7 protein-coding genes and 2 CRISPR repeat arrays (1 of these 9 running past the window's edge) are annotated in these 13,922 nt (G+C 38.7%); all 7 genes read left to right on the top strand.

Features of this window, described 5'->3' with window-relative positions:
• Position 1 precedes the first annotated feature (1 nt).
• Positions 2-842: a CRISPR direct-repeat array (repeat unit 32 nt; unit sequence TCTCAACCCTCTTGGGTTGAGTGGATTGAAAT).
• 306 nt (positions 843-1,148) lie between these two features.
• The 7 genes from cas3 to cas2 all read left to right on the top strand — a co-directional run bounded on the left by cas3 (position 1,149) and on the right by cas2 (position 9,658).
• The gene (gene cas3, locus ABNS49_RS04555) at positions 1,149-3,335 is read left to right on the top strand and encodes a CRISPR-associated helicase Cas3' (RefSeq protein WP_289116165.1); all 2,187 of its coding nucleotides are present in this window, start codon (positions 1,149-1,151) and stop codon (positions 3,333-3,335) included.
• Positions 3,336-3,528: 193 nt separating this feature from the next.
• Positions 3,529-4,185 (top strand): type I-C CRISPR-associated protein Cas5c, encoded by a 657-nt coding sequence (gene cas5c / locus ABNS49_RS04550; RefSeq protein WP_135981300.1) that lies wholly within the window; start codon positions 3,529-3,531, stop codon positions 4,183-4,185.
• The gene (cas8c, locus tag ABNS49_RS04545) at positions 4,182-6,758 is read left to right on the top strand and encodes a type I-C CRISPR-associated protein Cas8c/Csd1 (RefSeq protein ID WP_348687965.1); all 2,577 of its coding nucleotides are present in this window, start codon (positions 4,182-4,184) and stop codon (positions 6,756-6,758) included. Before cas5c ends, cas8c begins: the two co-directional genes overlap by 4 nt.
• Positions 6,755-7,666 (top strand): type I-C CRISPR-associated protein Cas7/Csd2, encoded by a 912-nt coding sequence (gene cas7c, locus ABNS49_RS04540; protein WP_135981298.1) that lies wholly within the window; start codon positions 6,755-6,757, stop codon positions 7,664-7,666. Before cas8c ends, cas7c begins: the two co-directional genes overlap by 4 nt.
• Positions 7,663-8,322 (top strand): CRISPR-associated protein Cas4, encoded by a 660-nt coding sequence (cas4, locus tag ABNS49_RS04535; RefSeq protein WP_135981297.1) that lies wholly within the window; start codon positions 7,663-7,665, stop codon positions 8,320-8,322. Before cas7c ends, cas4 begins: the two co-directional genes overlap by 4 nt.
• A gap of 3 nt (positions 8,323-8,325) precedes the next feature.
• Positions 8,326-9,354 carry a type I-C CRISPR-associated endonuclease Cas1c gene (cas1c, locus tag ABNS49_RS04530; protein ID WP_135981296.1) on the top strand — a complete coding sequence of 343 codons (1,029 nt, stop codon included), beginning with the start codon at positions 8,326-8,328 and terminating at the stop codon, positions 9,352-9,354.
• A gap of 10 nt (positions 9,355-9,364) precedes the next feature.
• Positions 9,365-9,658 carry a CRISPR-associated endonuclease Cas2 gene (cas2, locus tag ABNS49_RS04525; RefSeq protein WP_277820868.1) on the top strand — a complete coding sequence of 98 codons (294 nt, stop codon included), beginning with the start codon at positions 9,365-9,367 and terminating at the stop codon, positions 9,656-9,658.
• A 159-nt stretch (positions 9,659-9,817) separates the two neighbouring features.
• A CRISPR array of direct repeats spans positions 9,818-13,922; the repeat unit is 33 nt; unit sequence GTCTCATCCCGTTTGGGATGAGTGGATTGAAAT (it continues 1,056 nt past the right edge of the window).

Below are 13,922 nucleotides of genomic sequence, written 5' to 3'. Positions count from 1 at the left end.
GTCTCAACCCTCTTGGGTTGAGTGGATTGAAATATATTTCCCATTTGTAGGGTTTTTTATTAATGCATTGTCTCAACCCTCTTGGGTTGAGTGGATTGAAATCGGTCGTAGCGCGTCCAAGGATGCGCGCCGTGAGTCTCAACCCTCTTGGGTTGAGTGGATTGAAATCTGTTGGGGTAACGCATCCTCAGCAAAACATGGGGCGTCTCAACCCTCTTGGGTTGAGTGGATTGAAATCTGGGTAGTCATGAGGCTATACGATCCAAGCGAGGTCTCAACCCTCTTGGGTTGAGTGGATTGAAATATATCCTTCGCCGAGTTTTCGTCGCCGGCGTTGGTCTCAACCCTCTTGGGTTGAGTGGATTGAAATCATTTGGCCGCACGTGGATTTCCAAGCATTTCGGTCTCAACCCTCTTGGGTTGAGTGGATTGAAATATTTCACCCCATTCCTTTTTCTTTTTGTCGATATGTCTCAACCCTCTTGGGTTGAGTGGATTGAAATATCGGAGAACGAATAAACTTGTTTGAATCTTCTGTCTCAACCCTCTTGGGTTGAGTGGATTGAAATTTTGGTGTACCTGTACTTTTCCAGATAAATACACCCCGTCTCAACCCTCTTGGGTTGAGTGGATTGAAATAAAACGCAAAAGTATGAGCCTTACACGCTGCCATGTCTCAACCCTCTTGGGTTGAGTGGATTGAAATGGAGCACGACGACGGTCATCCCAAGACGCTGGGCGAGTCTCAACCCTCTTGGGTTGAGTGGATTGAAATAGAGTCGATTTGGATTTGGAGTACGAGTCCGGAGGTCTCAACCCTCTTGGGTTGAGTGGATTAATGATAATGAATCAGATAGTTTTTGAAGAAAGGGTAATTGAATCCATACGGCAGATATTCTTTTTTCTTTTGGGAAGAATAAAATTTTGCAAAGAACTATATAGTTGTTAATTATTCTTTAATGAGCGGAAGGAAATGGTATCTTTCTGCTTTTTGCTTCAAATAAATTTACTACAGCGCTCTTATGGCGTTTTATTCCAAGTCAAAATATAAATTTCCAAAAATGATAGCGCATTCATAACTTTTGGGGCTATAATTATATTATATAGAATTATAATGTTGAAAAAATGCAAACAAAGAAGGTGGGAATATGGATTGGATTGGACATACAAATGAAGATGGAGATCAACAAAAATTGATTGATCATCTAAATAATGTTTCTAAATTGGCGGGAGAGTTTAGCGCAAAATTTGGAATGAGGAATATCGGAGAAATCAATGGAAATTTCCATGATGTGGGGAAATACTCTCCTGAATTTCAGGAACGTGTGCGTGGTGGAACGAATCGTGTGGATCATTCTACAGCAGGAGCTCAGTTGACAAAGGCGTTATATGATTTTGGAAATATAACAGATTTATTGATTTCCTTGCCGATTATGTCTCATCATAGCGGGTTGTGTGATTTAGGGAGTAGCGGCGACACACCAGATTCACCGACATTTAGAGCGAGAATGAAGAGAAAAAATCTTTCGAATTATGGTGCATATCAAAGTGAAGTGAAAAAAATTTCTCTGGATACGAATCAAATTAAAGAAGTTTTAGATAAACTGGATCAATCAAGTTCGGAAACAGAACGATACCTTTATATGGCAACTTTGACAAGATTATTATATTCAAGTCTTGTTGATGCGGATTTCCTTGATACAGAAGCATTTATGAGTAGAGGAAAGATAAAACGAAAGAATGGAGATGCGATAGTTGAAATTTATGAAGCTGTGAAAGAGAAGCTTGATAAAAAAGGATGGTTGAAAGAGGCTTCTTTAGCAACTTTGAATGGGCGGAGGAGCCATATATTAAGAACGGCAATGGAGAAGGGAAAAAATACGGATCCGGGTTATTTTAGGTTGACTGTCCCTACGGGAGGAGGAAAAACAATCTCTTCATTGATGTTTGCGTTGGAACATGCAAAAAGGAATCGTATGGATCATATTATTTATGTTGTTCCATACACAACGATTATTGAACAAAATGCAGACGTATTTCGTGAATTTGCCGGAGAACGAAATGTTTTGGAACATCACTCGAATTATGAATTTCAAGAGGATGAATATGGTTTGATGATGAGGCTCGCCTCTGAAAACTGGGATATACCCATAATAGTGACGACAAGTGTACAATTCTTTGAATCTTTTTATTCAAATCGGTCTTCTTCTTGTAGAAAAAATCATAATTTAGTTAATAGTGTTTTCGTGTTTGATGAAGCACAAAAATTTCCAGTAAATTATTTAAGTCCGTGCTTGAATATGATTCATGAGTTGGTTGATTATTTTGGATGTTCGGCTGTTTTTTGTACAGCGACGCAGCCCGCTTTGGATAATTATTTAAATAATTTTAAAGTTGTAGAGGAGATATGTCCATCTGTTCAAAATCAATTCGATTTTTTCCAGAGGACGACTTATGAAAATCTAGGTATATTTTCAAGCGACGCTCTGGTGGATCGTTTAGAGAAAGAACATTGTGCGATGTGTATTGTGAATACAAGGAAAATTGCACAAGATTTGTATAAATCTTTGAAAGACAAGGTGCCGGAAGAAATATTGTTTCATTTATCGACAACAATGCATAAGGCGGATCGAGAAAAAACGCTGGAAATGATCCGGTCGCGTCTGAAAAATGGACAGAAAGTTATATTGATTGCGACAAGTTTGGTAGAGGCAGGTGTAGATCTAGATTTTGATACAGTTTTTCGACAAATGGCTGGTCTGGATTCAATCATTCAAGCCGGAGGTCGTTCAAATCGAGAAGGAAAACGGAACAAAGAGGATTCTAAGACTTATATATTTGAATTGGAAGGGGCTAAGAGTGCTTCAAGTCAAAAAATGGAAATTGAAATAACAAAATCTTTATTTAAAAAGGGGATAGATTGCAATGATCCAGATGCAGCAACAGTTTATTTCCATGAATTATATGATTTGAAGAGATCGCTGGATTGTAAGGATATTTTGAAAAAAGAGGAAAATTATCAGCTAAAAACGATTGGTAAAGAATTTAAATTGATTGAGGAGGATTCTTCCTTAATTGTGATTCCAAATGAAGAAAATAAGGATGCAATCGCTAGAATGCAATCTAAATATGGAACAAAGGATGATTTAAAAATGATTCAAAGGTATTCGGTTTCTATGCCGCATCAGAGAATCAAACAGTTTTACAATTTAGGGAAAATTAAACCGATGGAGGCCATTACGAATTTATTTATCTTAATGGATCAAGAAGCTTATGACGAAAATATAGGCCTGCTTTTAGAGAATGACGAAGGAGGGAATGCGATATTTTGGTAAAAGGCGCAGCAAACAAAAGTTGCCACGCCTTACCTTTACGCCATAAAATCTTTTATAATTTCAATCCACTTCTTTTCAGAAGACGTCATAACAATAGCATATTTTTTTTTAAAATCAAATAAAGAGAGAAAACAGGTTGATTTTCATATCCATAAAAAATATTATAGAAGTATAGAAAGGAGAGGGAAAGAGTATGGGATATAAAATTCGAGTATTTGGAGATAGAGCGTTATTTTCAAGACCGGAGCTTAAAGTGGAAAGATATTCTTATGACATTCCCACCCCATCCTCGTTAGTGGGGATCGCTGAAAGTATTTACTGGCATCCAGGTTTGAAATATGTGATTGACCGTGTGAAAGTGATCAATCCAATCGAACGGATTTCTGTTAAGCGAAATGAATTGAAAAGTAAAGTTTCAGCGGATAAAGTTCGTAAGGTTTTGGAAGGGAAAAAAGAGCTCCTTTATCTTGATCGCAATCAGGATATCGCCATGAGAAACTCCTCGATTTTAACAAATGTGGAATACATTATTGAATATCATTTTGAACTGATTCCAGAAAAGATGAATGAGACGGATTCAGAAGCTAAATTTGCCTCGATTATTAATCGACGAATTGAAAAAGGTCAATGTTATAAACAACCATATTTTGGATGTCGAGAATTTCCTGCTTATTTTGAGAGAGCGACTGGAAAAGAAGTGTCCTGCTATGAGGGTGAGGGAACGAGAGAGTTTGGATTAATGTTATATGGAATGGATTATTCTGATCCACAGCATTACACGCCAATGTTCTTTAACGCGGTGATGGAGAACGGGGTTGTTGAAATGGGGAATGTCGAGGTGTTTCGATGATTATCAAAAGTTTAGTTGATTTGTATGATGAGATGGCCAAAAAAGGTACGGTTCCGAAAGAAAACTGGGCATATTGGGAGGTTAGTGGAGTTTTGGATCTTGATGAAGAAGGCAATTTGCTTAGTTTGATTCCAGTGGCTGAATCAGATAAAGGAAAACTGATAAAGAAATCCATGTTAGTTCCTCAGGCATTTTTAAAAAGAACAAGCGGCATCTTACCAAATTTTCTTTGTGATAACTTATCTTATTTTTTAGGAATAGAATATAAAAAGGATAGTTTAAAAGCGACTGTTAAGAAATTTGAGGCGGCCAGGAAGCTTCATCATCAAGTTTTAGATGGCGTACCTTCTAAGATAGCTCAGGCTATTTTGAAGTATTTTGATACTTTTCAAACTGATATAGATCATCCGAGTAATTTGATTACGGCGCATTTAAAAATATTAGCAACTGGTAATTTAGTTTTTAGGTTAGATGGAGAATATGCGCAAGATGATGTTTTGGTTCAAAATGCTTGGAAAAGCTATATGAATCAAACGCTGGAGGGCGAAACAAGAAGGTGTATTATTACTGGAAAAGAAGATTATATTCCTGAAATTCATTTAGGTATTAAATTGCCTGGTGCCAAACCAAGAGCAGCATTGATTTCTTTTAATGATGAGTCTTATACTTCATATGGGCTTGACAGGAATGGCAACTCGGCAGTTGGAGAGGAAGCGGCTTTTAAATATGTCACAACTTTAAATTATTTGTTGTCAAACAGAGAATCGCATACAGGGATTGGAGACGTTCAATTCATTTATTGGGCAAAAAGCGCAGATAAGCAATATCAGGATATATTTGGATCGTTTTTAACTAAAAGTGAAAAGAGCGATGAGATCATTCATAATGTTTTTAAAAGGTTGAGCCGCGGTCAGATGATCGACGCCAATATTAACGCGAATGAACCTTTCTTTATTTTGGGATTAACGCCAAATGCCGCGCGTATTTCCGCTCGCTTTTTTCTAGAGAACAGCTTTGGATCTATTTTAAGCAATCTTCAAAAGCATAATGAACGGATGAAAATGGCGAAGCCGGCTTATGTTGATTTTGACTTTATTCATTTTTATCGTTTGGTTCAGGAGACGGTGGATAAGAAATCAAAAGATAAGGCACCTAAATCTGCGTTAGTCGGTGACTTGCTCGTGTCGGTACTAAATAACGCTCCTTATCCGGAAACACTTTTTTCTAGCATTATGCAACGAATTCAAGCAGAAAGAGGAAATGTGAGCTGGGAAAGAGCATCTATAATTAAAGCATTTCTTTTAAAGAACAGGAACTATAAAGTGGAGAATTTAACGGAGACGTTAAATGAAAAATCATCAAGTGTACCATATAATTTAGGTCGGTTATTTGGTGCTTTGGAAAAACTACAACAAGATTCCACAGAAGGAGAATTGAATACGACAATCAAGGAACAATATTTTAATTCTGCCGCCGCATCACCAGCTCAGGTTTTTCCTAATTTAATCGTGTCTTCCAGTAATCATCTGCGCAAGTTACGATCTAAAAATTTTGGTGCCTATGTTAATGCGGATAAGCTTATTGGCAATATTATTAGTTCCTTAAATGATGAATTCTTTCCTAGAACGATGAATCCAGATGAACAAGGGGAATTTGTGATTGGTTATTACCAGCAACGACAAAAATTCTTTGAAAAAAAGAATGGAAATGAAGAAGCCGCTGAGATTCCAGAAGTTTTCTTAAATGAACATTCATTAAACGAGTCATATAATTTGGGGCGGTTATTTAGCGTTTTGGAAAAATTACAGCAGGATTCTGAAGATGATTTTTTAGACTCAACAGTGGTGGAACGATCCTCATCCCCAAAAAAATCAAATCGGCTAGTGGGGACAACAATCAAAGACCAGTTTTTCAAATCAGCATCTGTTTCGCCATCGCGGGTTTTCCCGAATTTGTTGATGTTGTCCAGTAATCATTTGCGTAAATTGCGCATTAAAAATACAGGATTATACATTGTGGATGATAAACGCATTGGAGAAATCATCAATCTATTAAATGGAACTTTTCCACAAATGATGAATTTTGAACAACAAGGAAGCTTTGTGATTGGTTATTATCAGCAGAGGCGCAAACTATTTGCAAAGAAAGCTGAAAATGAAGACAAAGCTTCACTGCTGGCACGATTGAATGAAAGCGCAATAAGCAAACCATATGTTTTAGGACGCCTGTTCAGTATTTTAGAGGTGGTGCAGCAAGACTCTGCGGACGAAGAACTGAATACGACAATTAAAGATCGGTATTTTAGTGCTGCCGCTATGTCTCCTGGAAAAGTTTATTCACAATTACTCATGCTGTCAAAATATCATTTAAGAAAGTTGAATCGTAAGAATTATGGTGCGTCCATTTATTGGTCAGAACTTATTGAACAGTTGACTAAAAGGTTAGCTGGATTTTATCCAAAAATCATGAATACAACAGAGCAAGGTGAGTTCATGATTGGTTATTATCAGCAAAGACAAAAAATCTTTGAAAAGAAAAAAGATTCAGAAATAGAAGGAGGAACTGAAGAATGAGTGAAGTAATCAAGAATCGGTATGATTTTGTGGTTTTGTTTGATTGTGAAAATGGAAATCCAAACGGAGATCCGGATGCGGGAAACCTCCCACGAATTGATCCGGAGACCCAGTTGGGATATGTGACCGATGTATGTTTGAAAAGAAAGATTCGAAACTACGTGGCAATGACTCGTGAGAATGTGGAAGGGTACAAGATTTATATCTCTGAGGGAACTCCATTAAACTTGAAGGATGAAGAAGCAATCAATTATGTTGGACTTGAATTAAGCGATGATCCAAAAAGTAAAAATGAAAAGAAGAGAGTAAAAAAAGATGCGGCTGGTGATTTGATGGCTCGAGACTTTATGTGTAAAAATTATTATGATATTCGAACATTTGGCGCTGTCATGACAACTTTTGTAAAAGGTGGAATGAACTGCGGACAGGTGACTGGACCAGTTCAATTTACGTTTGCACAAAGTATTGATCCAATTTTTCCTCAGGAAATTTCGATTACGCGTATGGCTGTCACAACCGAAAAAGATGCTGAGACCAAGAAAAATACAATAGGTAAAAAAACGTTTATTCCTTACGGATTGTATCGTGCAGAAGGTTTTATTTCCGCTAATCTAGCCCAAAAAGTTACTGGTTTTTCCGAAGATGATTTAAATTTATTGTGGGAAGCTATCACAAATATGTTTGAAAATGACCATTCTGCTTCTCGTGGAAAAATGGCGGTAAGAGAATTGATTGTATTCAAACATTCTTCAGAGTTTGGTGACTGCCCTTCTCATAAGCTGTTTGATCAGGTAGAAGTTGTGAAAAAACCAGATGTTGGTACACCGAGAAAATATGATGATTATGAAGTAATTATTCATGAAAACAAGATTCCGCAATCGGTCGAAATCCAAAGAAAAGATGTATGAATAAGTACAATGAAGTTGAATACCTGATGATTTCGGGTATTCAACATTTTGCATTTTGTAGGCGTCAATGGGGATTGATCCATATTGACAAGAAATGGGCGGAGAATTACCATACCACGCTTGGGGAGCAGATCCATGAAAGAGTTCACGATCCTTTTTTGAATGAAAAGAGGAAAGATGTGATTATTGCAAGAGGAATGAAAGTCGTATCGCATGAACTTGGCATAACAGGAGAGTGTGATGTAGTTGAACTGCGTCAAGATAAAGATGGAGTTCCGGTTTTTGGGCATCGGGGGCTCTTCTCTGTTTATCCAATCGAATATAAAAAGGGAAAACCGAAAGTGAGCGACGAAGATGTTTTGCAGCTTGTGGCACAGACGATTTGCTTAGAGGAAATGTTTTGCTTTCCTATTCATTATGGGGCGATTTACTATGCCACTACTAAGAGAAGAGAGGAAATTAAGATAACGGCAGAACTTAAACAAAAAGTAAAAGACTATTTTATAGAGATGCATAGTTATTTTCAAAACCAGCACATTCCTCAAGTAAAGAAAAGTAAAAAATGTCAACAATGCTCATTAAAAGAACTTTGTATACCCGAGGATAACGGGAAATCTGTCTTGGAATATATTCATTTAGCGATGAAAGAGGAGTGATGAATGAGAAAATTAAAAAATACGTTATACATTTTGACTCCGGATTATTATTTAGGGTGCAAATTAGATACAATCATTATGTATGATAAAGAGAGTAAGGAAGTCGGAAGGATTCCCATTCATAATCTTGAAGGCATCGTATCATTTGGATATCGAGGCGTAAGTCCCTCACTGATGAAATTATGTGCTACGATGAATATTTCGATTGTTTTTCTGGATCCCAATGGATCCTATTTATCGAGAATCCAACCACCAATCACCGGAAATGTATATTTAAGAGAACTTCAATATCAGAAAATGTGTTCTATGGTATCATTTGATATTGCGAAGAACTGTGTTTTAGGTAAAATTTATAATTCGCGATGGCTTATTGAACGATATATTCGTGATCATCCAATGCAAATTGATATGGAAAAGATGAAACGAGTATCAAATGATTTATTAATCTGTATGAAGAAAATTTCATCATGTACCGATAAAGATTTTTTGCGAGCAATCGAAGGAGAGGCAGCTAGAAAATATTTTTCAGTGTTTTCTGAAATGATTCTTCAAAAAAATGGTTTTGAATTTAAAGGTCGATCAAGGAGGCCACCACTAGATCGAGTGAACGCTTTGTTATCGTTAGCGTATACTTTAGAAGTGTCAATGATTACTTCTTCCCTAGAATCTGTAGGGTTGGATCCTTATATTGGAGCATTTCATGTGGAACGTTCTGGAAGACCAGCGTTAAGCTTAGATCTTGTAGAGGAATTTAGGCCGCTTGTTTGTGATCGATTTGTGCTAAGTATGATTAACAAACGTGTAATTAATAAAAATGATTTTAAAATCCTTGAAAACGGCGCAGTGCTGTTAACGGAAAATGGCAAGAAAAAATTTTTTTCAGAATGGCAGAAGAAGAAATTAGAAGTTTTTACTCACCCATATTTAAAAGAAAAGATGGAGTGGGGACTCGCACCGTATGTACAAGCGTCGTTGCTGGCAAAATATTTACGAGATGAACTGGATGCTTATCCTGTAATATTATGGAAGTAAGAAGGATAAAATGATGCTAGTACTAGTAGTGTATGACATCAATACAAAATTTAAACATGGAGAAAAAAGACTTTTAAAGATTGGTCAAAAATGTCATTCTTATGGAAGAAGAGTGCAAAATTCGACGTATGAATGTATTGTTGATCAAAGTGAGTATTTAAAATTAAAAAAAGCAATATTAGATATTATTGAAATGGAAGTAGATAGTGTACGCTTCTATAATTTAGGTAAAAATTATCGTACAAAAATTGAAGTCTATGGATTGGATAATGGTATTGATGTCGATGATAATTTAATTTTCTGAAGGTGCGAATATGAAGTGCTCATGCAAAAGCGGAGGGACTCGCACCTAGAAATGTAATGTTAATTTGCTCAAAAAGAATATACGTGAACTATAAAATATTTTTTGTTTATTCTATTGAGGATAAATGAAGCAATGGTGAATTTGCTTCAAACTTTTATGGTCTCATCCCGTTTGGGATGAGTGGATTGAAATTTTTTAGCAACGGGCGGAAACGCCCACTACTTAAGTCTCATCCCGTTTGGGATGAGTGGATTGAAATAACGCGTACGGAAACATAGACAGTTTTGACGATGTCTCATCCCGTTTGGGATGAGTGGATTGAAATGTTGCGGTATATACAGCACAATCATCTTGCATTTGTCTCATCCCGTTTGGGATGAGTGGATTGAAATCTATGACCGTTGCGGTTTTAGAGATTTTACCTTGACGTCTCATCCCGTTTGGGATGAGTGGATTGAAATATTTTCTGCTTGGTACCAAGGCGGGAAAAACCGAGTCTCATCCCGTTTGGGATGAGTGGATTGAAATCATGCATATATAAAAAAAAGAAGCCTTTTCGGCTTGTCTCATCCCGTTTGGGATGAGTGGATTGAAATAATTTATTCGCATTCAGGTCGTCGACGATCTTCAGTCTCATCCCGTTTGGGATGAGTGGATTGAAATTTCCGATACGCCGCCGACCTTCTTTTTTACTTTGCGTCTCATCCCGTTTGGGATGAGTGGATTGAAATATCGCGTTTTCAAATGAATTTGACGCGATCATGAAAGTCTCATCCCGTTTGGGATGAGTGGATTGAAATTTATTAAATGTAACGAGCTTCCTTGCTGTTACTGTCTCATCCCGTTTGGGATGAGTGGATTGAAATTAGAATTGGAATTTGAAATCAGCGAAAAAAGCATAGTCTCATCCCGTTTGGGATGAGTGGATTGAAATTGGAAGCGCACGGCCTAAGCAGTCCTGCGCCAAAAGGTCTCATCCCGTTTGGGATGAGTGGATTGAAATTGTCACGGTGTCTGCCGTATCATCGGTTGTGATGTCTCATCCCGTTTGGGATGAGTGGATTGAAATCTCCTATACAAATTGCTCCATTGATTTACAAATCGTCTCATCCCGTTTGGGATGAGTGGATTGAAATATCCCATTCGATAGATAACTTTCTTTGACTTTTGCCGTCTCATCCCGTTTGGGATGAGTGGATTGAAATTTCGAATTGGTCGATTTCATGGTCGCAGGCGAAGTCTCATCCCGTTTGGGATGAGTGGATTGAAATCCGTCGAAAGGCGGGGGCTTACTTAAAGTCCCACGGTCTCATCCCGTTTGGGATGAGTGGATTGAAATCAATTATATAAAAAATTTTTATCTTAACCCTTATCGTCTCATCCCGTTTGGGATGAGTGGATTGAAATTCTATCTATTTCATCAACCAACAAATCATACCGCGCGTCTCATCCCGTTTGGGATGAGTGGATTGAAATAAGTGGTTGTAGTTCAACGGCGCAAATATCCGCGGTCTCATCCCGTTTGGGATGAGTGGATTGAAATTCTAAAGCGCCCGCGCTCAAACGCCAAAACTCTAGTCTCATCCCGTTTGGGATGAGTGGATTGAAATATCTTTTTACCTCCACAATGTAATCTTCCTCCTTTGGTCTCATCCCGTTTGGGATGAGTGGATTGAAATACGGCAAAGCCGATTACAACCAATGGAACAATCGGTCTCATCCCGTTTGGGATGAGTGGATTGAAATATCGTTAAGTAGTCTAAAAACTCAGTCGCTTTGGTTGTCTCATCCCGTTTGGGATGAGTGGATTGAAATCAGTGTTGATGGAAAATCCGAGATCATGTTTCAGGTCTCATCCCGTTTGGGATGAGTGGATTGAAATTGTCCCCGCCGTCGTCAATCTCACGGCAAACATCCGTCTCATCCCGTTTGGGATGAGTGGATTGAAATAGCGCGGCGGCCACGATATAGATCGTGGATCCGGGTCTCATCCCGTTTGGGATGAGTGGATTGAAATTCATTCATACCAAAAGCAGTCAGTGAAGGACTACGTCTCATCCCGTTTGGGATGAGTGGATTGAAATTACCGTTACTGTGCTATTAGCTAAAAGGTTGAAAGTCTCATCCCGTTTGGGATGAGTGGATTGAAATACCTAGGCAGTGAACTACATCATCATTCTTTAAAATGGTCTCATCCCGTTTGGGATGAGTGGATTGAAATACCATTGGTCGTACGTTTGGGGATTGTTTGACGCGGTCTCATCCCGTTTGGGATGAGTGGATTGAAATTCGTAAACATTTTACCAGAGGAGGGGGAGAAAAAAGTCTCATCCCGTTTGGGATGAGTGGATTGAAATACAAGGCTGACCGCAATTAATCCGTACCCAATAGGTCTCATCCCGTTTGGGATGAGTGGATTGAAATGATGCTTGCATAAGAAAGGGAAAGTGTCGAATGAGTCTCATCCCGTTTGGGATGAGTGGATTGAAATTTTTGTAAGGGCTACGACACTCAATTTGATCGTGTCGTCTCATCCCGTTTGGGATGAGTGGATTGAAATTGAGTCAAAGTTCGATAGAGAGAAGCTCTTGGAAGTCTCATCCCGTTTGGGATGAGTGGATTGAAATCTCTCATGATGAATCATGTATATCCGCTCCGAAAAGTCTCATCCCGTTTGGGATGAGTGGATTGAAATACAATGAAGATGATGAACGTGTTGCTTATCATGTGTCTCATCCCGTTTGGGATGAGTGGATTGAAATTGATCCCGAATATATTGAGTGCGAACGATGAAACCATCGTCTCATCCCGTTTGGGATGAGTGGATTGAAATGATGTGGAGCTTGCATGTCAATCAGCAAATGAAGTCTCATCCCGTTTGGGATGAGTGGATTGAAATACGTTAAAAGAAGCAACAGAGCTTGTGAAGGTCAGTCTCATCCCGTTTGGGATGAGTGGATTGAAATTTTTAAGGATGATGAATTTGATAAATGCGTTATAGTCTCATCCCGTTTGGGATGAGTGGATTGAAATAATGCGCATATAGTCAACCGCATGGCTTCCCGATCGGTCTCATCCCGTTTGGGATGAGTGGATTGAAATAGCCGGGAAAGGTATACGACTTTTTGTCGGACGGTCTCATCCCGTTTGGGATGAGTGGATTGAAATTTTGTATGTTTTTGCGATATAGTCAGAGTACGCGTCTCATCCCGTTTGGGATGAGTGGATTGAAATCCCGACGGCACAAAGATAGGCATTAAATAGAGCGTCGTCTCATCCCGTTTGGGATGAGTGGATTGAAATCATAGAGTTTTAAGTCTCGTTCTGTCCGCCTCACGTCTCATCCCGTTTGGGATGAGTGGATTGAAATTTCATGCCCATCGTCTCATGCAATGCGTTTACCAGTCTCATCCCGTTTGGGATGAGTGGATTGAAATCATAGTATCACCGCCTATATATAGTAAGGCAAAGGTCTCATCCCGTTTGGGATGAGTGGATTGAAATCTATATACTTATTCTATCAGATACAACGATAAAAGTCTCATCCCGTTTGGGATGAGTGGATTGAAATTCATTTTTTCGCCTCCTGAACGGCGACCACGTGGGGTCTCATCCCGTTTGGGATGAGTGGATTGAAATAAAAAATGGTTCCTTTTCAACCTTTTAGCTAAGTCTCATCCCGTTTGGGATGAGTGGATTGAAATTTCGAAAATGGCAGTCTTAATCGCCGCCACGATGGGTCTCATCCCGTTTGGGATGAGTGGATTGAAATTATAAAGACGCTGGAAGGATTGAATAGGGTTTGCATGTCTCATCCCGTTTGGGATGAGTGGATTGAAATCCTGTCGCCGTTTCCGCTTGTATATGACCCGTCGCGGTCTCATCCCGTTTGGGATGAGTGGATTGAAATATCAAAAGTTCGATCGCTTTTTCGTTCGCCGATTGTCTCATCCCGTTTGGGATGAGTGGATTGAAATCCCTTGGTACACTCTTATAGTACACCTAAAAAGGTCTCATCCCGTTTGGGATGAGTGGATTGAAATACAATATCTCAAGCACAGCAAGTAAACTGGTACGTCTCATCCCGTTTGGGATGAGTGGATTGAAATGCTTAACCGCTTCACGGTTCAAGACCTCATTAAAGTCTCATCCCGTTTGGGATGAGTGGATTGAAATATGGCATTGATCGCCAGCGTCCGGAATTGTACCGTCTCATCCCGTTTGGGATGAGTGGATTGAAATATATGACTACAAAATACAAAAT

The sequence above is a fragment of the uncultured Dubosiella sp. genome, assembly GCF_964018005.1.
In the GTDB taxonomy this organism is placed as follows: Bacteria; Bacillota_I; Bacilli_A; order Erysipelotrichales; family Erysipelotrichaceae; genus Dubosiella; species Dubosiella muris.
This window is presented reverse-complemented; position numbering and strand designations above follow the sequence as displayed.

Coding starts and splice junctions, on each gene's coding strand:
- cas3 (WP_289116165.1), top strand. CDS start 1,149: ATGGATTGGATTGGACATACAAATGAAGATGGAGATCAACAAAAATTG.
- cas5c (WP_135981300.1), top strand. CDS start 3,529: ATGGGATATAAAATTCGAGTATTTGGAGATAGAGCGTTATTTTCAAGA.
- cas8c (WP_348687965.1), top strand. CDS start 4,182: ATGATTATCAAAAGTTTAGTTGATTTGTATGATGAGATGGCCAAAAAA.
- cas7c (WP_135981298.1), top strand. CDS start 6,755: ATGAGTGAAGTAATCAAGAATCGGTATGATTTTGTGGTTTTGTTTGAT.
- cas4 (WP_135981297.1), top strand. CDS start 7,663: ATGAATAAGTACAATGAAGTTGAATACCTGATGATTTCGGGTATTCAA.
- cas1c (WP_135981296.1), top strand. CDS start 8,326: ATGAGAAAATTAAAAAATACGTTATACATTTTGACTCCGGATTATTAT.
- cas2 (WP_277820868.1), top strand. CDS start 9,365: ATGATGCTAGTACTAGTAGTGTATGACATCAATACAAAATTTAAACAT.